The sequence below is a fragment of the Okeania sp. KiyG1 genome, from assembly GCF_014132355.1.
In the GTDB taxonomy this organism is placed as follows: Bacteria; Cyanobacteriota; Cyanobacteriia; order Cyanobacteriales; family Microcoleaceae; genus Okeania.
This window is the reverse complement of record NZ_BLZO01000118.1, coordinates 79,427-103,438: the sequence shown is the minus strand read 5'-3', so window position 1 is coordinate 103,438 and position 24,012 is coordinate 79,427. Positions and strand designations below refer to the sequence as shown.

The following is a 24,012-nucleotide window of genomic DNA, read 5'->3' as shown; positions in this document are numbered from 1 at the left end:
ATTTCAGTTAGATGTTCATTTATCTATTGTCCAATAGTTATTACTCTGGTGAGAAAGCGATCGCTGTGTTTGACTCTGATTGATGTTCTATTTACTATTGTCCAATAGTTATTACTCTGCACACAAAGCGATCGCTATCTTTCGGGATTATTGATGTTCTATTTACTATTGTCCAATAGTTATTACTCTGCACTGCCAAGCGATCGCTATCTTTCGGGATTATTGATGTTCTATTTACTATTGTCCAATAGTTATTACTCTGCACTGCCAAGCGATCGCTATCTTTCGGGATTATTGATGTTCTATTTACTATTGTCCAATAGTTATTGCTCTGCACTGCCAAGCGATCGCTATCTTTCGGGATTATTGATGTTCTATTTACTATTGTCCAATAGTTATTACTCTGCACTGCCAAGCGATCGCTATCTTTCGGGATTATTGATGTTCTATTTACTATTGTCCAATAGTTATTACTCTGCACTGCCAAGCGATCGCTATCTTTCGGGATTATTGATGTTCTATTTACTATTGTCCAATAGTTATGACTCTGCACACAAAGCGATCGCTATCTTTCGGGATTATTGATGTTCTATTTACTATTGTCCAATAGTTATTGCTCTGCACACAAAGCGATCGCTATCTTTCGGGATTATTGATGTTCTATTTACTATTGTCCAATAGTTATTGCTCTGCACTGCCAAGCGATCGCTATCTTTCGGGATTATTGATGTTCTATTTACTATTGTCCAATAGTTATTACTCTGCACTGCCAAGCGATCGCTATCTTTCGGGATTATTGATGTTCTATTTACTATTGTCCAATAGTTATTGCTCTGCACACAAAGCGATCGCTGTATTTGGTGATTATTGATGTTCTATTTACTATTGTCCAATAGTTATTGCTCTGCACACAAAGCGATCGCTATCTTTCGGGATTATTGATGTTCTATTTACTATTGTCCAATAGTTATGACTCTGCACTGCCAAGCGATCGCTATCTTTCGGGATTATTGATGTTCTATTTACTATTGTCCAATAGTTATGACTCTGCACTGCCAAGCGATCGCTATCTTTCGGGATTATTGATGTTCTATTTACTATTGTCCAATAGTTATTGCTCTGCACACAAAGCGATCGCTGTATTTGGTGATTATTGATGTTCTATTTACTATTGTCCAATAGTTATTGCTCTGCACACAAAGCGATCGCTGTGTTTGGCAATTATTGATGTTCTATTTACTATTGTCCAATAGTTATTGCTCTGCACACAAAGCGATCGCTGTGTTTGGCAATTATTGATGTTCTATTTACTATTGTCCAATAGTTATTACTCTAATGAGAAAGCGATCGCTGTGTTTGGTGATTATTGATGTTCTATTTACTATTGTCCAATAGTTATTACTCTACTGAGAAAGCGATCGCTATCTTTCGTGATTATTGATGTTCTATTTACTATTGTCCAATAGTTATTACTCTGCTGAGAAAGCGATCGCTATCTTTCGTGATTATTGATGTTCTATTTACTATTGTCCAATAGTTATTACTCTGCTGATTAAATTTCAAAGCTTTTACAGGTAAAAGTTTCAGCCTTTTTCTGTCAAACATTGATGTTCTATTCCGTTTTAGGGAGAGGTAATTATCAATTATTGAAAGCAGTTTCCGCGCGTTATGAAGTACATATGCGGAGCAAGTGCGACAGCGATATACTTTCATGCAACAAAGCCATTATTAATTGTTGAATATAGCAGTACAAAAAAGTGTTAGAGCATTGATAAAATTGAAATCCTTTACCTACAGAATTTTGGTAGTCCCGATCGCGTAATGGTATACAGCAAAAAAGAATACCTGGCACGGGAGCAAGATGCTCCCACTGTTCTCGTAACAAATATTACCGGACAATACATGACCATTAAAATGCACCACCGCTAAAGTTTTGACTTAAGCTGAATGCTATATCAAAATCTCATCATAAATATCGGCCATTGTTAAAGTTAACCCTACCGACTTTAATTCTAAACAATCTTCTTTTCCTAAACTTTCCTTAGACCAATAACCAGTTTTTGATGGACGATAAACTTCTACTTTCATTTCTGTTTGATCAACCAATACATACTCTTGCAAACTTCCTAAACTTTGATAATTCAATCGTTTTTCTCGTCTGTCTAAATTTTGGGTAGAAGGGGAAAGTACCTCCACAATTAAATAGGGATAACTCTTGTAATATTTTTCTGTATCTTGTGGGTTGCAAGTTACCATCACATCGGGATAATAAAAAATATCCGAGCTATTTTCCGCAATGGCAATCTTGACTTTCATATCTGCAATAAAAGTTTTACATCCGCTTCCCCGTAAATGTGTTAATAAACTAGCGTAAATATTACCTGAAATGCGGTTATGTTCTTCACTGCCACCAGACATAGCGAATATTTGACCGCCGAGATATTCATGGCGAATGGGACTCATTTTTTCCCCTTCCAGATAATCTGTGGTTGAAATAAATGCAGTTGCTAATTCCATAGTTATTAGTTTCTCAATATTATATGGATAATTATATCTAAACCTGGGTATAAGTCTGGCATCTTTTCTGATTACTAACTTAGTCAGGGATTACTTCTGACTTCTGACTTCTGACTTCTGACTTCTCATCCCGCGCCATTCCCCAGACGGAATAAACGATGCCCAATAATAAGGATGTTGATATCCCTCAGTTCCCAACATCTCTAACTGTGTCTGTCGCATTGCCTCTGAGCGCCCCTCATTCTTCAACACCCTCTGATAATATTTCACCATAAAATCCTTCGTGGCAAAATCACCCACCTGCCACAAACTAATTACCTGACTTTCACTACCAGCAATAGCTAACGCCCGACGCAAACCATAAACTCCTTCTCCCACATTCACATCTCCGACTCCTGTATGGCAAGCAGACAATACCACCAACTTTGTACCGCCTAAACTCAAATTCGCAATTTCTAACGCCGTCATCACTCCATCTTCATTACCGCTTTTACGAATGTTGACCCCTGCTAAAGCTAGACCTGAACGTAACAGTGGGTTTTCTAATTTTCCTGGTGCACCCGAGGTGGTAAGAGCATTAAAATCGGATTCTCCTATCAGACCGACTCCCAATATTGGCGGTGCAACTTCTTTCAACTTTTCCAGAAAGAAACCGTGGGTAGCAATATGGAGTATTTCTGGTGCATTGACTTGTTTGAGCGCATTTTCTGTAGCATTCGACTTGGTTAACAAAGTCACTTCTGATAACATTGGTGCAATAGCTTCTGCTTCTGCTTGCGTTCCCGGTAATGTTCCAAAAGTTAAGTTTTCTGGAGCAAATAAAGAACTGCCAATATCTCTAGTAGGTTTTTTGTTACCACGTTTACTATTAGCAACCAGTTGAGCAGAATTAGGATTTCCTGGGGTGTCGTATTCGGGGTTGGCAACTAATATCGGTGGTTGTTTAGAGGGAAAGTCGATGTCAAGTTTGAGCAGGTCGCGTCCGGTGGTGAGGTAGGTAATGGTATAGTTTTCGATTAAATATTGGTTGTTTTCATCCACGAGAGCAGCAAAGGGAATGAGGTTGAGTTGGGAGTCTGGAGATAACAGGATGTGTTTAGCATTGCCTAATTTTTCGCGGATGGGTTGCATTACCTGTTGGTCTAAGGTACGGGCAACTTCTTGGATGGAACTATTTGGTTCTGATAATTTGTCGCGAAATTCGCTGATGGTGTTGTGGATGGGTTCTACTGTTCCCAGGTCTAACCATTGGGGTGCGCCTGTGGAATGGAGGATGTAAACTGCGTAGCGGGGTTCTCCCCATTGTTCACCTGGTTTAGCTTTGAAATCGTAAGGATAATATTGCATTATTTCCACTAATGCTGCATCAGCAGGAATTAACTTTTGTACTGTTTCAATAGTTACTGGTTTATTGGTCTTAGCAAATGCTGCACTAGCTAGAGAAAGGTCAACTTCTAATTTCTCTGCTTTACCTTTGAGGGTAGCTATTTGTTGGCGATATTGTTTTGGTGGGATACTTTCCGGTTTGTTGTAGATAAGGGCAGCTATTTGAGCGCGGGTGGTTGCCAGATCATCAAGGAGTTTTTCGTTTTCTGGGGTGAGGTTATCGCGGATAGCTTGGAGTGAGTCAGTGACAGACTCTAGGATGCGACCTTTGCGCCGGAGAATGCTAGTAAGGGCAAGGTTGGCCGCGTCTGGGTTATTGGGTGCGCCCTGGAGATGCAGGAATATTGTTAGATGAGTTGTTCCTAAGAGCTTTATCATGGAAGCTTGTTTTTGACTTTCCGAACCTGTGGTTAGGAAAGAAGTGAGGGTCGCTTCTTCTACTTCCATTCCACGGACAAAATATTCAATTGCACTTGTTGTATCCCCTTGAAGATGGTAAAGTATTGCCAGGCTATTGAGACTGGTGGCAACATTTAGATGGTCAGCTCCTAATGCTTTCTCAAATATTGCTAGAGACTTTTGCTGGAAGGGTTCAGCTTCTTTGTACTTCCCTTGGTCACGGTACAGTCTTGCCAGGTTATTAAGGCTGACTGCAACGCTTGGATGATCAGCTCCTAATGTTTTCTCTCTGATTTTCAGAGACTTTTGGTATCGGGATAAAGCTTCTTTGTACTTCCCTTGCTCTTGGTACAGTCCTGCCAGGTTGTTAAGGCTAGAGGCAACATTTGGATGGTCAGTTCCTAATGCTTTTTCAAATATTTCCAGAGACTTTTGGTATCGGGGTAATGCTTCTGTGTATTTCCCTTGGACACGGTACAGTTCTGCCAGGTTGTTAAGGTGGGTGGCCACCTCTGGATGATCAGTTATTGATGCTTTCTCAAATATTGCCAGAGACCTTTGGAGTAGGGGTTCAGCTTCTGTGTAATTTCCTTGGTCTATGTACAGTACTGCCAGGTTGTTAAGGCTGGTGGCAACGTATGGATGGTCAGTTCCTAACGCTTTCTCTCTGATTTTTAGAGACCTTTGCAATAGCTGTAAGGTTTCTGTGTACTTCCCTTGCTCACGGTACAATCCCGCCAGGTTGTTAAGGCTAGTTGCAACCTCTGGATGGTCATTTCCTAGTGCTTTCTCTCTGATTTTTAGAGACCTTTGGTGTAAAGGTTCGGCTTCTGTGTACTTCCCTTGGATATGGTACAGTCCTGCCAGGTTAGTAAGGCTAGAAGCAACCTTTGGATGGTCATTTCCTAATGCTTTCTCTGATATTGCTAGAGACCGCTGGAATAGCTTTTCGGCTTCTTTGTACCTCCCTTGGTCTTTGTACACTAATCCCAGGTTGTTGAGGTTAGTGGCAACATCTGAATGGTCAGTTCCGAATGCTTTCTCTTTAATTGCTAGAGACCTTTGGTATAAGGATTCGGCTTCTTTGTACTTCCCTTGGGTGTAGTACAGTCTTGCCAGGTTATTAAGGCTGACTGCAACGTGTAGATGGTCAGCTCCTAATACTTTCTCTTTAATTGCTAGAGACCTTTGGTATAAGGATTCGGCTTCTTTGTACTTCCTTTGGTCTTGGTACAGTAATGCCAGGTTGTTGAGGCTAGTGGCAACCTCTGGATGATCGGGTCCTAATGCTTTCTCTGTAACTGCTAGAGACCTTTGGTATAAGGATTCGGCTTCTTTGTACTTCCCCCAATCACGGTACATTCCTGCGAGGTTGTTGAGGCTAGTGGCCAGGTCTGGATGATCAGTTCCTAATACTTTCTCTGATATTTTTATAGACCTTTGCAATAGGGGCTCGGCTTCTGTATACTTCTCTTGGTCTTGGTACAGTAATGCCAAGCTGTTGAGACTAGTGACAACTTTTGGATGGTCAGTTCCTAATACCTTCTCTGTGATTGCAAGAGACTTTTTATATAGGAGTTCGGCTTTGGTGTAGTTTCCTAGGTAAAAGTGCTGCAGACCTAAAAAGTTAACAAGTAGGGCAGTTTCAGGGGTTTGAGAAGCACCTGCATTTTCTAAAATAACTAAGGCACGTTCTAATACTGGAATAGCTTCACTATATTTGCCCTGTTTTGACAACTGAGCAGCTTGTTGAAGAAGTTGCTCTAGTTCCTCTACTTCCCCAGACTGTTGCGCTACCACAGCAGGCTTAATTTCCCCCACCACTGGCTTAACCATCCCCACAGTTAACCCACAGATACTAATAATTGTTGCTCCCCACACCAGAGAATATCTAACTATCCCTTTCATAAAATTAACTCTTAAAATTGATATTACTCAACTATATCTCTGTAGAACTAACCAGTTATGCAATTTTCTTTCTATATTTATTTCTGTTCTTCAGTCTCAAAACTAACGTCCTCATATAAAACATCAACAGCACAATTAAATTCAATACTAGATAATGTAAAATCTTCTCCCTCAGTATATGCAGAATAAAGCCACATTCTCCCTTCACCACGCTGATAAATCTCAACATAAATTGATTCTGAATCTACTAAAACATACTCTTGCAAACTCGAAAATTGACGATAATATTTAAACTTATCGTCGCGGTCGTAACCCCTTGTACTGGGAGAAAGAACTTCAATAATAACACTAGGATGTTGGATAAAGTCGCGAGATTTTAAATCATCAGCATTGCAACTAATCACTAAATCTGGATAAAAATAACGATTATTTTTAGCATCCTGAACTTTGGCATCTAACACATTAATTCTACAGCCTTTTTGACGAACAGAGGAATGTAAAGCCGTAAAAAAATTGAGAACAATATTATTATAAGGAATATTATTTTCAGTCATAGCTAAAATTTTTCCATCCACATATTCATGGCGAAATTCCTGTTTAGCTTCCCATTCTAAATATTCTTCCGCTGTCATTTTTTGAGAATTTTCAGGTTGAGCAATCATAATTTCCTCTTTTCTTTCTTTTGTTCAATTATATATACCACTTTGAAAAAAGAATGATACAAAATTCCCCCCTTCTCTCCTAAATAACTAAAGCCACTAATACACTAAATGTTTAAAGCTATAAAACCTCATCATAAATATCAGTCATTGTTAAAGTTAACCCCACCGACTTTAACTCTAAACATTCTTCGATATGTAGCAATAATGCGTGAGATTCGGTATTATATCATGTCCGGATAATAGCGTGATCAAAAAACTTTCTCCTTTTCCTACTCTTTATTCTTTCTTCTTGCTTCTTTCTTCTTCTTTCTTCCCTCCTGACTCCTGACTCCTGACTCCTGACTCCTCCTTATAAGTATTCAACCGGACATAATATTAGATATTTAAGACAAATTTACCATGGCAGAAGTAAGCAAAAAAAAATTGGCGTTGCTGAATTGAAGTATGAATGCGCGATTGTTTGGTTCTAGTCAAGCCCCTGCTGGTCCCCCAATGCGTGGGGAACTTTTAGAGTTTTATTCCCCCCACGCATTGGCTTGCTCGGCTAGCTCTGCATCATACCCAGAATCAGCAACGCCAAAAAAATTTTGTTAAGCAGGATATCTAGACAACATACTCGGCATAAATCAAACCCCGACCGTGCAATATCTCTCCATCTAGCAAGAGCTTCACCTCCACATTACCGCTCACCTCCTCAATAAAACTATATTGACGCGCTCTGTTATCGGGCACTACCAACTCCATCGCACTATCAAAATTCACTGCAACCGACAAACTATCGCGCTCATCTGCTGCCTCCACTCGCAAACTTTCGGGCATGGGCACACTGCGATGGGCAAACACGCTAGCCATAATTCCCGGCAATCGCATCGGTAACACCCCAGTCCTCGACCATTCCCAGTCGATCGCCAAAGTTGTCCCAAGAAAAATCTTTCGCAACCTATTTCCCAAATAAACGAATATATAAGATAACCCCCACTCAGAATGGTCTCTGTTAGTACGTCTATCTAAAACCAGAGTCAAAGTTTGACCGTCATTACAAGTTGCAAAAGCGACAAACCACTCCCAACCGATATCCTCCCCCCAACGAAACCGACCAAAGTTGCGGTCATGGTAGCAAAACCAATCTCGATGGATGGGAAAATTCACCCCGCCAACAGATAATTCCCCCGCCACTTGTAAACCAGGCACCAAACCCCAACCAATAAAACCGCTACCGAAAGGAGATTCTTCTGTTACTAACAATGGTGTGGCCTCCGCAGAAGCTGTAAAGGCGATCGCCAACCCAGACCCTTCATCTTGCACCGTTACCTGTGATTGTCTGCCATCTATTTCTAAAGAAACATTCTGACCTTGTAACCGCAAGGGTTCGCGACTCACAGTTTCCGCCACCCATCTCTGGGGGTAGGCAGTGCCGAATGTTGCTAAATTATTGTCCTGATGAAGTTCAGCGGGCAGAAATTCTCTGGGTATAGTAGCAATAAAACTCAATTGTAGTTCGCCCCCAGTCAGTCTACCGCTGAGAGTCAAATTCACCAAAACTCTCAGCCCACTTTTGGGTTCCATTAAAATAAAATGATACCAGTCTTTCCAGTCTAAAGGTGCTGACTGGTCAGTAGTAGGAATGCGTAATTGTTCTACACTAGCTAATGTTCTTTCATCCATAGTTATTTCAGTTATCAGTACATCCAGTGATATCAAGTAGTGTGACAAGCCTAAAATTTTCCAACACTTCCCACACTCCCCACATTCCCCTCCACCGGAGGGGTTATATAGAATCCGGTTATATAGTATATGTTGATAATTTCTTAAATTACTTCAAACCTTTAATCTCCCCTACTCCCCACTCCCCTCTTCCCCTCCACCGGAGGGGTTAGGGGTGGGTCCCCTACTCCCAACTATACAATAACTATTCAACCGGATTCTATATTAGGGGTGGGTACCCACACTTTGCTTTTTTCAGCAAACCCTAACGGGACTTACACAAAAAAGCAGCAAAAAATAGGCTCAAATATAGATAGCCAGAGGCTTTTACGTCGAAAAGATATAATTCCTTTATTACCAAGGGTTCTAGCCATTTTTAGGGCTTTGACGTAATTCCCTTGTCTAGACTGACTTTTCCTGCGGAATGCTGCGCAAACAAGCATTTTTCTGCCCAGAAAATGTGTAAGTCCCACTAAGTCTTTGTTGGGTTTCCTTTGTCAACCCAACCTACAAAATGCTAATATTTGTTCATTCGGCGTTGGTGAAAAGAGGTATGATATCATGTCCGGATAAGAGCGCGAACAAAAAACTTTCTCCTTATATTCCTCTTTATTCTTCTTTCTTTCCTCCTGACTCGGTCCTCCTGACTTCCCCTCCTGGGAGGGGTTAGGGGTGGGTTGGGAGGGGTTAGGGGTGGGTTGGGAGGGGTTAGGGGTGAGTTGGGAGGGTTAGGGGTGAGTTGACTCCTCAATAATTAAGGGTGTTGCTGAATTGAAGTATGAATGTGCGATTGTTTTTTTCTCGCCTTCGCCCCCGCGCATCCCCCGTTCAACAAAAAGCGCAGCAACATCTGGCTTCCCCCTTTTCAAGGGGGACGGGAGGGGGATCAAGGGGGACTTTTAGAGTTTTATTCCCCCCAATTTTGGCTTGCTCGGCTAGCTCTGCATCATACCCAGAATCAGCAACGCCTAATTAAGATTAATATCATATACGCGCTTCACCAACGCCGTTCATTCATTGTCAAAGTTGAATAGATTTAGATTCCCCAATTACATCTTCAACAAGAGTTTGAGGTTGGGAGGGGCGAGTTACAACTTCTGGTGCTAAAGTAGCGATCGCTTCTAATATGGTTGCTATCCTGGGGGAAATAACTGCTAACCCCAAAATAATTGCCTCAAACCAAAGATCGCCATTCATTCCGAATTCTGCGCTCAAAGCTTCCCTGGTAGAATTCTTGGGAACTAAGCTCTGAATATTACTGTTATCTGGCAGCAGACTCCACAACCACAATTCCCAAAAAATCAACATTCCTCCCATTCCTGTTGTACCACCAATGGAATTAGCAAAAGCAGTAGCAGACGACTGACTAATCTGCAGCCACCGAAGCACTTTTGCCGATGCTAAAGCAACTACACCATTTTTAAAGAAGCGAGTACGACTCAGGCGATCGCTTAACTGATGTCCCATTTCACTGTCAGCATACTCATTTCCTACTTGGGCAAGAACTACCAATAGTTCCACTACCAACCACCGTACTGGCAAGAAATTTAATCCCGGCAATGCTGTTGCCAAAACATAACCCGCCTCAGTTGCCTTGGCATCAGCAATAGCTATGGGGGTTACAAGTTCGGCAATAGTGCCCAAAGTCTTACCAATACGAGGTGACAACATTGCTAAACCCAAGAGAATATTACCCAACCAGCGATCGGTATCCGTCCCTAATTTAGCAACTACTGTTTCTGCCAAAAATGGTGGCACAAAAATTTGCTTACCTACCCCCTCTGCTTCCACATCTGTTTCAACCAAACTCAATAACCATCTTTCCCAGATATAAAGTAATCTTTGGGTTCCCGGTGTCTGAGTGCTGCCCCCTAAAATAGTATTAGCGATCGTCAAACTTTCAGATATCCAACCAGGGAGTTGAGCAGAGGTAAGAGCAACTATTCCATTTTGATAAAAAACAGTGTGTTTAAGTTGTTCCAGCAATTTACTGCCTGGTAAAGTTTGAGCGTATTCTTCTCCTTTTTGAGCAATAACGATTAAAAGTTCTGCCACCAACCAACGAGTAGGAATTTTATCCAGATCGATGACCCCTGATATTAAGCCAAAAATACCCGCCATAGTAGGGTCTAAAGTATGAGAAAATCCAGAATTAGTTTCCCCAGAAATAGGAAATTTAACAACAAGGAGAAACTCTACAACTTGAGGATGCGGTTGTACGACTGGCATAAATGCTACATCAATAGGAATAGCCTCTTCTTGAATGCCAGGAAATCGCAACCAAGTTTTTAACCTTTGTCCAGGTAACACATCCCCAGGAAGAGAAATTGTCATCATTTGATTAGCATCACTACCCGAAAACAGATAAATGTATTCTGGTTCGAGGCTTTGGTTTGCCGATACAACTAAATCGCCATCTACTACCCAATCATCTAAAGTAGGGCGTAACAGTATAGCCTCCTTCATTCGGTTGTGAAAAGACATTCGTAGAAGCACAGTTGAACCAGGTTGTAGCTGGAATTGAAGTTGCGGAAGTTGGAATGAGTTCATATTTGCCTAAATCTTGTAAATTTTTTGGGTAGTAGTGATATGGCGCTACGCGCAAGTCAGAAGTTAGAAGTCAGAATTCAGAAGTAATATCATGTCCGATTGAATACTTACACTTTAGAGGAAGGAAGGCAGAAGGCAGAAGCGGTGCGACCCCGCGACGACGCCAGCTCGCTTGCGGAACGCTGACCAACAGAGGGAATGCGCACTCCTGTGAGGACAGAAAAGGTTAGAAGGGAAAAGGTTTTTTATCATTGATTATCCGGACTTGGTATAACCTATTTGCGTAGTGCTATGTTTTGATAAAAAGTCAACTAGAGAGCTTAGAGCTTATCTTTATCTTTATCTATATCCCTGTTCCCTCCATACCTATTCCCTAATTTTACAAATAGGGAATAGGTTTTTTATCATTGATTATCCGGACTTGGTATAACCTATTTGCGTAGTGCTATGTTTTGATAAAAAGTCAACTAGAGAGCTTATCTTTATCTATATCCCTATTCCCTGTTCCCTCCATACCTATTCCCTAATTTTACAAATTTCGATAAATCACATAGTTAATCAGTTGTTTCAGAAAGCGACGGTCTTGCAGAGACGATCCCCAATTTTCTCCCGGTTGCAAAGGAGATTCTGGCCTGAGAAAATCCATAGACTCAAAAATATTGTCAGCTTGGTTGGCGAGAGTTCGAGCTAAATACCAACCGTGGTCGATACTACCGCAACGCTTCATTTCTTCCAGAATAAACTCAATTTGTTCTGGTGTTTTCTGTTCCCGTGGCAGCGCCAAAATTTCTAAAATCCGATCCGCAGCGTTGCTGTTAGCAATAACATGATTCAACATAATTGTGCGTTTACCTTCATAGATATCTCCCCCTATTTCTTTACCATAGGTTTTCAAATCTCCCAATATATTAAGTAGATCGTCTTGAATCTGAAAAGCAATCCCCAGAATCATCCCAAACCGAGTTATATCTGCCAGAGGTTTAACTAGCTCAGTAAGATTCGCCGTAGGGTGTCCAATAATTAAACCGATCCGCAAGGGAGTCATAAAAGTGTACCAACAAGTTTTCTTGACACACATGGTAAAATAGTCTTGGTCTGTTAGATGACCAGTATTATTAGCCACCCAATCCAACTCCATTGCTTGCCCTTCCACAGATTGCTGTGCCATAAATTCTATTTCATGCAAGACATTGAGAGTTTTTTGTATGCCGATCGCCGATAGGTTTTCCAGTAATAGACCAACGGCTAAAACATTAGTAGCATCGCCAACATTAATTGCCCGAGCTATCCCAATAGCGTGATGCAGAGTTTCTTTACCCCGCCGAGACTCAGAACCATCTTCTATATCATCATGTATTAAAAAAGCATTATGATATAGCTCCAGAGCTGCCGCTGTTGTCAAAGCTCTATCCCCCATTCCTCCCATTGCCCTTGCTGCACTAATACACATTGTAGGTCGCAACATCTTCCCCTTACGAAATGGATAATCTTTCAGCATTTCGTATAGCGGAGCATAACCTCCGGATATATCGCGCTTAAAATCAATAAACTGCATAATCCTGCCAGTAATTGCTTGTCGAGATTGTTGCAATGTCTCATTAATAATAGTCTTATCAAACTGGGGTTTCTCTGGACTTGGAGGAGTTGCAATACTCTCTGCCTCATCTGGTAGTTGTATGCTACCTCCGTTAGGCAATGGTATAGTAGTTTCTGTCCCTACAGATCCACCATTGCTATCATCTGGTTTAGGGGGGTGAACTTGAGTCGGCTCAACTTTGACTTCTGGAGCAGTGTTAGCTATGGCTAAATGGCCGTTACTACTACTTTGATTTCCATTGTGACCATTGCTATTATCTTGTTTAGGGGGGTGAACTTGAGTAGGTTCAATTTTGACTTCTGGAGCAGTGTTAGCTATGGCTAAATGGCCGTTACTACTACTTTGATTTCCATTGTGACCATTGCTATTATCTTGTTTAGGGGGGTGAACTTGAGTAGGCTCAACTTTGACTTCTGGAGCAGTGTTAGCTATGGCTAAATGGCCGTTACTACTACTTTGATTTCCATTGTGACCATTGCTATTATCTTGTTTAGGGGGGTGAACTTGAGTAGGCTCAACTTTGACTTCTGGAGCAGTGTTAGCTATGGCTAAATGGCCGTTACTACTACTTTGATTTCCATTGTTACCATTGCTATCATCTGGTTTAGGGGGGTGGACTTGAGTAGGCTCAACTTTGACTTCTGGAGCAGTGTTAACTATGGCTAAATGGCCGTTACTACTACCTTGATTTCCATTGTTACCATTACCATTAGCAGTAGATTGATGTCCGTTAGCTACTAGAGCAGTTACTTGGTTGGTTTGATGATCGTGTTTTTTGAGTTCCTGTTCCTTGGGCATTTCTATGGAAATTTTTACCAAGACTGAATTAGTCTTACCATTACCATTAGACTGGCTTTCATTTGCTAATAGAACAGTTCTTCCGTTTCCTTGGACCTCTATTTTTTCAGCTTCCTGTCCTTTTGGCACTTCAATAGAAACTGTTAACAAAACTGAATCAGACTTCCCATTGGAAGGATATCGGTAGTAGTTCTCTGCTTTATCGTTTGAGACAATGGTTTTTGCTGGTTTTTGAGAACGCTTTGATTTGTGAGCATCAGGTTGGTACACTAACCAAGTAAAAAAACTCAAGACTATACAACATAAAAATATGGCAAACATAAATTTTCTATAGCTCAATACTCTTCAAGACAAACATTTTATCACTTAACATGAAACACATTTTTTTAGTACAACAAGCAACAAATAATAATATTAATAGGGAGTAGGGAGTAGGGGGAAAGAACTGATAGTTTCTGTGGAATAATTTATTTTATTTTTTATTATTGAACTAGATTGCCTTTGATTGCTAGGGCAACTATCTTTCCTTCTGGCAGGTTGTTGATGAAATCAGCAAAGATGTAGCTGTTGCCAATGGGAGTATCAAATCTGTTACAAAATAGTGGTTTACCTGTGACTTCATCGAATACGGCCACATTGATACCCCAACTATAGCTGCCGAAGTTAATTTCTTGGCCATCGATATAAATTTTGGCTTTGGGTACTCCTCCTTCATAATATTTGGCTGTATAGCCATTGGATGTAGCAGTTATAGTGATTTTTTTTATTGCCATGTTAATTTTACGTCTGCTCTATTGGTTAATTGGCGTTGGTGAAAAGAGGTATGATATTTTGTCTGGATAAAAGCATAAACAAAAAACTTTCTTCTTCTACTACTGTTTCTTCTTCTTTCAAACCTCCTGACTCGGTCCTCCTGACTTCCCTCCTCCTGGGAGGGGTTAGGGTGGGTTGGGAGGGGAGGGGCGAGGGGTGGGTTGACTCCTAAATAATTAGGATTAATATCATACACGCGCTTCACCAACGCTGGTTAATTTTGTCTGATATTGACATCCTCCCGACGCTGCTCTACGAGACAGAGCGGGATTCCCGCTCCATCGCACCCGCCTTTCCTACAGAATGCTCCGCAAACGGGGATTTACTCTCAGATGGTCTTACAGTCGCTCCACAGACAAGCCAGCGCGGTCTTGGGAGTTTCCCCCATGAGCGACTGGCGCTGACACTGCTCCTCCCGCAGCCAATATATTTATACTTGCGTTTATATCACGGTCATTGTGGCTACCACACTCTGGACAATCCCACTCTCTGATACTTATCAAAAACACTGGTATTAAAAAGAACAATGCTTTTTTAACTTCCCTAGCGGGAAGTCCCGCGCTCTCCCGTTTTGCGCTTCGCATAACTGCGTTAACGGCTGTCGCCGACATGGCAAGCGGAGCATTCCGTCAGGAAAAGGCGGAGCAAGTGCGGCAGCTATTAGGGGAGCGTCGGGATGAAAGCCAGGGCCTTGAGTCGGATACCTCCACAAATAAAACCTTCCTATACCCTTGACAAGCTAGGAGATATGCATGTTATTATCAAGGTCAACACAGGGGGAGGACATCACCTCTGTTAAAACAGCGGTCACTTTTTTTTATGACTGAAGAATCCCGTGTTGTCGCGCCATGGGCAACGTCGGGAGTATGTCAATCGATCTGGATTACTTTTACTAGAAAAAAATAGAGCTAAAGTTTAACGTAGATAATTATAGCAGTTGAATGTATATATGTCGAGATGAAAAAGTCATATTACAGCGGTTTTCATTTGGGTAAACCACAGTAGGGGCGTTAACGATAGTTATGCGAAGCAAATGGCCATTTGCGTTCCGCAAAGCTCCGAATGGCGCCCCTACATGATTTTTGCTTGTGAAGATGTGGTTCATCAATTTGAAAAGCGCTGTAAATAGGGTTTGCTGAAAAAGTATGAGTGGTAAGGGGAGGAGTCAGGAGTCAGGAGTCAGGAGTTAGGGGAATTATAGAGGAGATAGTAGGAAGAATCGTCCCTTGATTTTTCGGCCCAACTCTTGACCAAAATCCTAAATTTTTTCACCATTACCACCTAAAACCTCGCACTTTTTGATACTTAAAAAGGCTAAAACCTTTATATATAAATACTTTTAGATTTAATCAGCAAGCCCTAAATATTTAATTTTTGTTTGTCATTTGAGTCTTGACTGTAGGTTTTGTTTTTGATAGAGTCCCAATAGTAGTTTGCGGGGTAGCGCGATCGCGCTCCCCAAACTCAAAAAAGCGATTAAACCTAAAAAGTGTCGGGAGGAAGTACGCAGCGCCCGTTTTAACGGCTGGTTAAAAACGACACGCGGGTAATAAAGCGAAGTAAAAATCTGCTATACTAGAGGAATAAGGAACAAGGTTTGTCGCCATGACATGAGCGTGCTTTGCGGTGAAATTCCGGTGGACAGGAGACGGGGAATTAACTTCCTACGACGGCTGTTAGCTCCGCATTCGGCATCGAAAAGCAAGTAGGCAGCTAGAGCAGCGAGAAGATTGCTCCAACCAGTGCGAGTAAAACCACTCGTGAAAGCTAACAAAAAAAAGTAAACTCACAGCTAGATTTCGATCTATGCCGAGGGAGGAGTTTAGGAGTCTGTTGACAGGCTTTAAGCAAATGTGGATTTATGAGGGGCTGCGTGCGGAATTTATTTCCGCACTTTAAACGCCCCGTCCCATTTGCGGTGGATTTGCCACAGAATCCAGGGTGTTTCAACCCCTGGAGATGTCAATTAGTTTAATGGCTTTTTCTACTGAGAAATAAGGCTTTGTTGCATGAATGTTGCGATCGACTTCGTTAAGCAGGTTCAGTACCCAACGAAGAGATAATAACCTCTAGGGGAATGTCCTGGGTTCGATCTGGCGATGTATTGTTGCACATTATGTATTTTCCCTCACGGTCTGTAAGCCATAAATAACCAAAACTCTCTAGGGGTTCGTAGGTAGTTGTACGAGGCCCACTAAATGGATTATTTATCTCTGTATAGAGAATGGCTTCTTCAGTAGTACTTAAATTCATCACAAAAGTCTCAAGGGCACCTTTGAGCGGTGTGACTATTTCAACACAGTCAGTTGGATATAGTACATAAGGAGTAGAAGTGGTGTCTGGAGTGCTTTTTTCATTTTCCTTTGAGTTTTCTTTCTATCACCTTGTTTTTGAGTGGGCCGATATTAATCATCCAGAATTTTCCTTCTTTCAAGGTCTTTAATTCTATAGGTCTTAACTTATGTTCAACTTCTATGTATTAAGACGTTTCGTGACGTTCTCCTACATCAAATCAAAGATTATGATGTAGGCGGACCAACCTCACGGACGCGGGCTTTCTGTTTTGCTGGCGCAACGCTGCGCGTTACATGTCGCGGAGCGAAACACAGGGAGTGCAGCCACTTAACCCTGCACAGACACCAGACTACAAGACCCACCGCCTTTTTGTACTAAACAATTCTGTACTCCGGAAAGTTCCCTCAAGAGTTTTACCTTTTCATGGGTTGACGCTTAACTTCAGCAATTGAACCCCATACTCACTATTTGTTTTCATGGTTCTCTCAGGTGCGTACTACCGCTACTCCTGATATGATACAAATAACACAAAAAAGCACAAAATGCAAGAAATAAGCGGACGCTACGCGGTTTATTTGTTGTTCGGCAATTCCCCTCCCGTTAACTTATGTATAACGGGAGACCCCTTGCCGACATCAAAGTTGGTGGGGTTTTCTGATTTTTTTCTGGAACTAACAACAGAAACCGAATAATTGGACAAAAATTGACATAATGTTAGATATTCCTTTAAGCGATCGCCCTTGAGAATTTTTGTCTTCCCCAACCTTTCTGGCAAAAGAGCGACCGCCATTTGGCCATCAGTCAATTTCCGTTCTACTGAACTTATCCTAACTTACCCAACCGTTGGTCACGCTCCGCCATCGCTCAACGGATAGAGATTACAAAGGGACTTTAACATCAACAACTAGATCGCCAATTCCTAGAGCGCGAATTGTCACATCATCTCCGCTACCTAGTCCAGTATCTTTGAAGGTGACATAGGTTATTAATTCCGAGCCAGGAACAACATTTTCAAAGTAGTCCGGATCGATGCTTTGCACATAACCGTAATCATCATCTACGGCCACAACAGTCACAGTTTGGTTTAATATCTCTATTGCTTCCAGTACAGCTTCAACCAAATTTGAACTGTCAGGCTGCAGTTCGACTACAGCTCCTACCCCTAACTGACTCACCAAGTTATTATAGGTGGATATGAAAGGTCTGGTTACTAGGAATATGGGAAGGATATTAGCATTATTGATTGCGTCCTTCGTCTGAGCCACAGAAGGATAGTCTTCTGCCTCATCGAGAACTGTATCTCCATTGTTTGGCGTACCTTGTGGATAATCCCCTGCTTTTTTATAAGCATCATCTGTAGAGATAATAGCAATCCGACGAGTCTCATCTCGGAATTCCAACTCGCCATCTGTCCGTAAAGCAACTTGCATCAGAGCTGACAAGGATGACTCGGGGAAGTCCTTTCCTCCTCCAAGAGTGGCTAACCCTGCAACTGCGTCCTCAAATACACTACTGTCGCTCGTCAGAGGCAACTCCGTCTTGTACACATAATAATCAGGAGTTCCATAAATCTTCTTGTCTGCGAAACTTGCCAGACCGAAGTTTGTATCGGGTTGGACAGCTTTCAATTCTGTCACTAAGTCAGGAATCACTGTCTTGAGAGTTGGCAAATCATCTGAGAAGGAACTGGTCAAGTCTTGGGTGAGGATTAAATCCACAGGCAGTACCCCTGCATCTTCTGGAATCGGAATAGTGACTGGCATCACAAATGTTCCATCGGGAGGAATGATAATCGTACAATCATCATCCCCCAAATCACAATTTAGAATTTCTAGGCCAATCGCGTCAATTAAGGAACCAAGACCATCAGGTGTCTCGTTGAGATTATCAAAGCTAATACGAGTTTCAGTGCCTGTAGCTTTAACGCCATAGCTATAATCCTGCCAATCGCTTTTAGATAAACCTTCCCCATTTGCCTCCAGTTTAGCAATAGTGGTATTTCCCCAATGGACATTCAGCTTGTTTTCTGGGTTTTCTGGACGGGGGCTGAATCCAAAGGTTAATTTGTAAGTCTTACCTGCCTCAGTGGGAACATCCTGATAGATTTGAGTTACTTGATTGAAACTGTCCAGTTCCACATATTGTTTCCCATCTTTGGCATTGCTTGCTCCATAGAAGATATCGCGGTCTATTTCCATCAAGAAACCCTTGGACAGTTTCCAGCCATTAAATGAAGTTTCGTAAGTTAGTACTGTGTCGATCGCTGGATCTTCAAAGCTGCCATTCAATACTAAGTTCTCGGCAGCGGCCGATGATGGACTGATATTCAAGCAGGTAAATGCCAGTAGCACTGACATCACCCAAGGTAATATTCGTTTCATAGTTGATGAGATGAGTTGTCGAACAGTTTTCAGTTTCCAGCGTAACTTCAGAAAAGCTAAGTGTCAATACCGATACACATTTTTTTTCACTATGTTGTCCCTGTAGCAGTAATTTTAGACAAAAAAATTAACCCCTATCAACCTGTCAAATTCGACTGAAGTAGAGAGCGGCTGAGTTTTAGAAATTGGACTTGAGGCCAGAAGCGATCGCCACTGCGGCACTTAAGAATGGCGATCGCTTTTCTCTAGAAGGGGAAGAGATTGTGCTTTCTAGGAATGGACAATTGATAATTCAAGTAGTATTCTGCCTAATTGATGTCTCCAGGGGTTAAAACACCCTGGATTCTAAGCAGATGTGATGGGTGCGGGCGCTATTGCCACGCAACGCACTGCTTACGATACTTTTTAGTTAGACTATCTAACTTATATTGCTGTGGAAGCATCAAAACTTCCCTACTGACCTTGGCTAAGTCTAAACTTAGCTGTGTCGCTACTTTTTTAGTGATGTTAGCTGCACCATTGCAGTCTGCATTGATTAATATTCCTGCTGCTGAACGATACAAGCCACGGTTAACACACTTTCCTGAAGGTTCTCACCTTTTCCTACGGAATGCTGCGCAAACGGGTTTTTCACCAAATGTCGGTAAGAAATCTTCCGATGCGAAAACTAGCCTTACTCATGTAGCTTTCCAGTGGGAATATCCTGATAGATTTGAGTTACTTGATCCAAACTGTCCAGTTCTACATATTCCTCCCCATCTTTAGCATTGCTCGCTAATAAAAGTATAGGAAGCAATTAGCTTGCCGGAGCAGCTTGGAGTTCCCCACTTCCCTCGATCGTCAAGATGTTGACATTTTCCGTAGTGTGATCGGTTTCTTCATCTAAACTGGTCTCTTCCTCTATTTTGATTTCAACACCGTTATTAGTTAAGTTTTGATACCGCAGTCCAGCACTATCTGGACCGTTGTAGGTGGCGATAGCCGCAATCAACTGTGGCCCTTCCTCATAACCGCTCAAGCCGATATTGACAAAATTTTCCTGAATACCGCTGACAATTTGAGCTTGATACTTATGACCTGACCAATTGCCGGTATCACTTGCTTCAATAGCTAACCAACCAATGGTTTCCTCAGTGTGACCATCAGTTTTGATCTCCTCTTCTTGCATGGCCACTTGGAAGCTATCAGTAGTGGCTGGTTGTTGGCGAGTGTAAACAAAATCAGGGCCGTTGCTGGTCTGTAGCTCTGTAAATACTACTGGAGAAGCACCAAACTCGCTGCTGAAGTTCACTGTATCGAAACTGCTACTGCCCAAGTTCCTACCAACGGTTGTTGATGTATTATGGACTCCCACTTCCAGAACAGTGCCATCATCAAGTTTCCATTGTCCAGCTTCTAGGACTATGAAACTGAGGGTTTCTGTTGTATGGGTGCCATCAAAATTACTAGGTTCCTGCAGTCGGACATCAAAGCTATTGCTGGTGATGTTGCTCAAGCGTACTGCTACAGGGTGTGAGCCGAGGAAGGAAGGAGGTAAGGCTAAGACAACCGGAGCAGTAAAGTTATGGCTGAGACTAACCGTTTGTATTTCATGGTTCAGGTTGGAAATACGGCCAAATTCGCCAATGACTGCAAGAGACTTCTCCACCACGCTTACTGCATCAATATAGCTACCCATACCATCTGATATCTCATCAAGATTGTCAAAGCTCAGACGAGTGCTGGTGCTAGTGGCTTTGAGCTCGTAGGTATAAGTCTCCCATTCAGTATCCGCTGCTGTTTTACTGAGATTGGCAACTATGCTATCTCCCCAACCTACATTCAGCTTGCTCTCAGGAGTGTCAGGGTTACCCTTAAATGCAAAGGTAAGTTTATAGGTCTTACCCGCTTCAGTGGGAATATCCTGATAAATTCCAGTCACACTATAACTGTCCATTTCCACAAGCTGTGACCCCTCAAAGGGCTTGCTTACCCATTTACTATCAATTTCAATTGCCAGTCCATCAGATAAATCCCACCCTTCAATTGAACGTTTGAAATCGACAAATTCGACTTCGGGTGTTTCAAAGCTGCCATTGACTACTATATTATCGGCAGCGATCGCTGATGAAGGACTGATATTCAAAAAGGTAAATGCCAGTAGCACTGACATCACCCAAGGTAATATTCGTTTCATATCTGATGAGATGAGTTGTGGAAAAGTTTACAGTTTTCAGCATAACTTCAGAAAAGCTCAGTGTCAATACCGAGACACATTTTTGCGGAGTGGCTCTGTCAAGAGCAGGTCTCTTCGCCATATCCATGAGACTAACAGAGGGAATGTTGACCAAGAGACAAGTTGTATACACCAATTCGTAATTTTTTTGTGACGCTTTGTATCAGTTTTGTGAAGCAGTTATATCATGTCCGGTTGAATAGTTACACTTTGGAGGAAGGAAGGCAGCTATGCTGAGGGCAAAAGGCAGAAGGGAAAGAAAGGTTTCAAGAGTAATGGTTTTTTATCACGCTATTATCCGGACATGATATTAATATAAGCTAGAGGTACTCATAACTAATAACTGTTTGCTGAAATGACAAATACTACCACAAAACGTCAGGAACAATTAGCCACATGGTTACGCTGCTTGATAGAAACTCTTCGCCTCCAGGGTGGGGAAACATGGAAAAATTTGGTGCATATTGTGTCTGAAAAAACTGCGACGATTGCTATTGATGGTACTATATTACAAGTAAGTGCCCAGGGGGGCGATCGCCTTCAACTTAACTTTGAGTATTTAGGAACACCAAACTCAATAGATTTCTGTAGCGATTCTCATACCTTTAGAGATATTGTAGCAGGTAGATTAACTATGGATGGAGCGATAGCAAATGGCCAAATTTATGCCCGTAACAATATGGATGAATTATTAGGTATATATGAAGTGGTGACACGAATTTTAGCCGATGGTGCTACTAATCATCAATTGCAGGAATTGTGGATGGAGTTTGACCAATCCTGGTCTGCTTCTTCTACTGGCAACCTACCATCACCCCTCGAAACACAGAAACCTACTTACAATTATTTAATCAATAATGTACCAGAAGATGTATTGACGATTGAGGTCAAACCGTATCTGGTAGATGACTAATATCATGTCCGGTTGAATAGTTACACTTAGGACGAAGGAAGGCAGAAGGCATAAGGGAAAGAAAGGTTTAAAGGGAGAAAGTTTTTTTGTCACTAATTATCCGGACATGATACAATTATAGAATTTTAGATATGACCAAAAATATAAGGTATAAAGCCTCCCCTTTGTAAGGGATAAAAAAGGAAAATCAGGACTTACGCAAACTCTTGGACAATACGCTACTTCTAGAGGGCAAATGCCATTTGCCCCTACAAGATATGGTGGTTCTGCGTAAGTCCTGAAATAAGGAAAATACTGATAACTGTTCACTGAAATGAATTACAAAACAGAACTCAATTCCCAAGCAAACATAGGCTTCACGCAGTCCCAAACAACCAACAGTAAGCGCATTGTGCTGACTACCTTCGGTTCCTTGGGTGACTTATATCCTTATCTAGCGATCGCTCAAGGTTTAAAAAAAACGAGGTCATTTACCCTTGATCGCCACTAGCGAGAGATACCGTCAACAAGTGGAAGCTCAAGGTATTGAATTTTATCCAGTCAGACCAGATAGTTTGCCAAATTTTGAAAGAGATGGGGAATTTCTGAGTCTGATGGTGTCCCAAGGGCGAGCGATCGAGTACGTTGTCTGTTATATGTTAATGCCGCATTTACGGGCTAGTTACACCGACCTAATGGCAGCAAGCACCGGAGCAGATTTACTAATAACTCATCCCCTCACTTTTGCAGGTTCTCTGGTGGCAGAAAAAATTGGCATCCCTTGGGTATCTTGTATCCTCTCGCCCTACTCTTTCTTATCTGCTTACGATCTTCAAAGTTATCTTTGGAGCGGAAATATCCCCCCTCTCTGATTACGAAAGAATACAAGTAACAGGGATGCAAGATGGTATGGCAAGGCATCTTCAGTGGCAATCGCGTTTCTTTTTCGCCCCTTGGCGACAACTACGAAAGGAACTTGGTTTAGCACCCAGTTGTCATCCTCTAGTTAGTGATTTGCAATCGCCATATTTAGTTTTAGCCTTATTTTCAGAGTTGTTGGCAGCCCCACAACTAGATTGGCCGTCCTCAACTGTGGTTACAGGTTTTCCTTTTTACCGCCCACAAAACTCAAAGGGTTTATCTGTAGAATTGATGCAGTTTTTAGATAGTGGAGAGTCTCCCATCATTTTTACTTTGGGTTCATTGGCAGTTATGACTCCCGGTAACTTTTACGTTGAGGCTGCCACTGCTTTGAAAGAGTTGGGTTATAGGGCTGTTTTGTTGATGGGAAAGGAAGCGGGACAAGTGTCGTCAGAGTTACTTCCAGAGGGAACAATTGCAGTTGATTACGCTCCACACTCAGAACTTTTTCCCCGGTCAATGGCGATCGTACATCATGGAGGAGTGGGTACTACTGGGGAGGCAATGTTGTCAGGTCGTCCAACGTTGATAGTACCTGATGATTTTGACCGTTATGATAATGCAGCGCGGGTGGTGAGCTTAGGTGTGGGTCGGCAAGTGAGTCGCGATCGCTATTCTGCTGCTGTACTAGCTGCGGAGTTAAAGCAGTTGTTGTTCGACCCAGTTTATCAGGAGCGAGCAGCTAGTGTGGGTCGCCTGCTACAAGCAGAAGATGGTGTTGGGGTGGCTGTGGATGCGATCGAGGGTTTGTTAGGACTAGGGAATTCATAATTAATAGACATCTCCTCCACGCTTATGGAGTAGGGAGTAGGAACGTTGCATAAGGGCGTCCGTAAAGAGTAGGGGGAAAGAATTGATAATTTATGCGGGATAATTGATTTCATTTTTTATCATTGGAGATGTCTAATATTATGTCCGGATAATTAGGGTTTGCGCTTCACTAGTCTTTTTTAAGGAGTAGGGGACCCACCCCT

General features: G+C 42.0%; 22 protein-coding genes. 8 read left to right on the top strand and 14 right to left on the bottom strand.

The genetic code is table 11. The features are described from left to right. Positions 1-94 precede the first annotated feature (94 nt). On the bottom strand, positions 95-553 hold the full coding sequence (locus SAGCYANO_RS28320; protein ID WP_202223127.1) for a hypothetical protein: 459 nt from the start codon (positions 551-553) through the stop codon (positions 95-97). 60 nt (positions 554-613) lie between these two features. On the opposite strand from SAGCYANO_RS28320, the gene SAGCYANO_RS28315 reads away from it, so the two are divergent. Both SAGCYANO_RS28315 and SAGCYANO_RS28310 read left to right on the top strand, forming a co-directional pair. Next, entirely contained in the window at positions 614-871 is a 258-nt protein-coding gene (locus tag SAGCYANO_RS28315; RefSeq protein ID WP_202223126.1) for a hypothetical protein, read from the top strand. A 28-nt stretch (positions 872-899) separates the two neighbouring features. Then, positions 900-1,157: a hypothetical protein gene (locus SAGCYANO_RS28310; protein ID WP_202223125.1), complete on the top strand. Its 258-nt coding sequence runs from the start codon at positions 900-902 to the stop codon at positions 1,155-1,157. Between the two features lie 295 nt (positions 1,158-1,452). On the opposite strand, the gene SAGCYANO_RS28305 is transcribed toward SAGCYANO_RS28310, so the two are convergent. From SAGCYANO_RS28305 to SAGCYANO_RS28245, 12 genes are all read right to left on the bottom strand, one after another. Then, the gene (locus SAGCYANO_RS28305) at positions 1,453-1,605 is read right to left on the bottom strand and encodes a hypothetical protein (protein WP_202223124.1); all 153 of its coding nucleotides are present in this window, start codon (positions 1,603-1,605) and stop codon (positions 1,453-1,455) included. A 345-nt stretch (positions 1,606-1,950) separates the two neighbouring features. Then, positions 1,951-2,517, bottom strand: a complete 567-nt coding sequence (locus tag SAGCYANO_RS28300) for a Uma2 family endonuclease (RefSeq protein ID WP_202223123.1) — start codon at positions 2,515-2,517, stop codon at positions 1,951-1,953. Positions 2,518-2,607: 90 nt separating this feature from the next. Next, positions 2,608-6,210 (bottom strand): CHAT domain-containing protein, encoded by a 3,603-nt coding sequence (locus SAGCYANO_RS28295; protein WP_202223122.1) that lies wholly within the window; start codon positions 6,208-6,210, stop codon positions 2,608-2,610. Positions 6,211-6,287: 77 nt separating this feature from the next. Further along, positions 6,288-6,872 carry a Uma2 family endonuclease gene (locus tag SAGCYANO_RS28290; protein ID WP_202223121.1) on the bottom strand — a complete coding sequence of 195 codons (585 nt, stop codon included), beginning with the start codon at positions 6,870-6,872 and terminating at the stop codon, positions 6,288-6,290. Positions 6,873-7,475: 603 nt separating this feature from the next. Continuing rightward, entirely contained in the window at positions 7,476-8,537 is a 1,062-nt protein-coding gene (locus SAGCYANO_RS28285) for a hypothetical protein (protein ID WP_237396787.1), read from the bottom strand. Between the two features lie 1,059 nt (positions 8,538-9,596). Next, on the bottom strand, positions 9,597-11,126 hold the full coding sequence (locus tag SAGCYANO_RS28280; protein ID WP_202223120.1) for a hypothetical protein: 1,530 nt from the start codon (positions 11,124-11,126) through the stop codon (positions 9,597-9,599). 529 nt (positions 11,127-11,655) lie between these two features. Next, on the bottom strand, positions 11,656-13,842 hold the full coding sequence (locus SAGCYANO_RS28275) for a polyprenyl synthetase family protein (protein ID WP_237396786.1): 2,187 nt from the start codon (positions 13,840-13,842) through the stop codon (positions 11,656-11,658). 161 nt (positions 13,843-14,003) lie between these two features. Next, complete coding sequence (locus tag SAGCYANO_RS28270; RefSeq protein ID WP_202223119.1) at positions 14,004-14,294, bottom strand: interleukin-like EMT inducer domain-containing protein; 291 nt, start codon at positions 14,292-14,294, stop codon at positions 14,004-14,006. A 378-nt stretch (positions 14,295-14,672) separates the two neighbouring features. Then, positions 14,673-14,918 (bottom strand): zinc ribbon domain-containing protein, encoded by a 246-nt coding sequence (locus tag SAGCYANO_RS50735; RefSeq protein WP_375340009.1) that lies wholly within the window; start codon positions 14,916-14,918, stop codon positions 14,673-14,675. Positions 14,919-16,365: 1,447 nt separating this feature from the next. Then, positions 16,366-16,590 (bottom strand): hypothetical protein, encoded by a 225-nt coding sequence (locus SAGCYANO_RS28255; protein ID WP_202223117.1) that lies wholly within the window; start codon positions 16,588-16,590, stop codon positions 16,366-16,368. Between the two features lie 610 nt (positions 16,591-17,200). Next, positions 17,201-17,434 carry a hypothetical protein gene (locus tag SAGCYANO_RS28250; protein ID WP_202223116.1) on the bottom strand — a complete coding sequence of 78 codons (234 nt, stop codon included), beginning with the start codon at positions 17,432-17,434 and terminating at the stop codon, positions 17,201-17,203. A 73-nt stretch (positions 17,435-17,507) separates the two neighbouring features. Then, positions 17,508-19,010: a DUF642 domain-containing protein gene (locus tag SAGCYANO_RS28245; protein WP_202223115.1), complete on the bottom strand. Its 1,503-nt coding sequence runs from the start codon at positions 19,008-19,010 to the stop codon at positions 17,508-17,510. Between the two features lie 185 nt (positions 19,011-19,195). On the opposite strand from SAGCYANO_RS28245, the gene SAGCYANO_RS28240 reads away from it, so the two are divergent. Continuing rightward, positions 19,196-19,342 (top strand): hypothetical protein, encoded by a 147-nt coding sequence (locus tag SAGCYANO_RS28240; protein WP_202223114.1) that lies wholly within the window; start codon positions 19,196-19,198, stop codon positions 19,340-19,342. A 130-nt stretch (positions 19,343-19,472) separates the two neighbouring features. Further along, positions 19,473-19,775 (top strand): hypothetical protein, encoded by a 303-nt coding sequence (locus SAGCYANO_RS28235; protein WP_202223113.1) that lies wholly within the window; start codon positions 19,473-19,475, stop codon positions 19,773-19,775. Positions 19,776-19,806: 31 nt separating this feature from the next. Here the strand turns inward: SAGCYANO_RS28235 and SAGCYANO_RS28230 are convergent, their stop codons facing one another. Beyond that, complete coding sequence (locus SAGCYANO_RS28230) at positions 19,807-21,162, bottom strand: DUF642 domain-containing protein (RefSeq protein WP_202223112.1); 1,356 nt, start codon at positions 21,160-21,162, stop codon at positions 19,807-19,809. 418 nt (positions 21,163-21,580) lie between these two features. On the opposite strand from SAGCYANO_RS28230, the gene SAGCYANO_RS28225 reads away from it, so the two are divergent. The 4 genes from SAGCYANO_RS28225 (at position 21,581) to SAGCYANO_RS28210 (ending at position 23,809) form a co-directional block, all read left to right on the top strand. Continuing rightward, on the top strand, positions 21,581-22,138 hold the full coding sequence (locus SAGCYANO_RS28225; protein ID WP_202223111.1) for a hypothetical protein: 558 nt from the start codon (positions 21,581-21,583) through the stop codon (positions 22,136-22,138). A gap of 313 nt (positions 22,139-22,451) precedes the next feature. Continuing rightward, positions 22,452-22,628 (top strand): hypothetical protein, encoded by a 177-nt coding sequence (locus SAGCYANO_RS28220; RefSeq protein ID WP_202223110.1) that lies wholly within the window; start codon positions 22,452-22,454, stop codon positions 22,626-22,628. Further along, on the top strand, positions 22,615-22,989 hold the full coding sequence (locus SAGCYANO_RS28215) for a hypothetical protein (protein ID WP_202223109.1): 375 nt from the start codon (positions 22,615-22,617) through the stop codon (positions 22,987-22,989). Before SAGCYANO_RS28220 ends, SAGCYANO_RS28215 begins: the two co-directional genes overlap by 14 nt. A gap of 37 nt (positions 22,990-23,026) precedes the next feature. Continuing rightward, positions 23,027-23,809 (top strand): glycosyltransferase, encoded by a 783-nt coding sequence (locus SAGCYANO_RS28210; RefSeq protein WP_202223108.1) that lies wholly within the window; start codon positions 23,027-23,029, stop codon positions 23,807-23,809. The last annotated feature ends 203 nt before the right edge of the window (positions 23,810-24,012 follow it).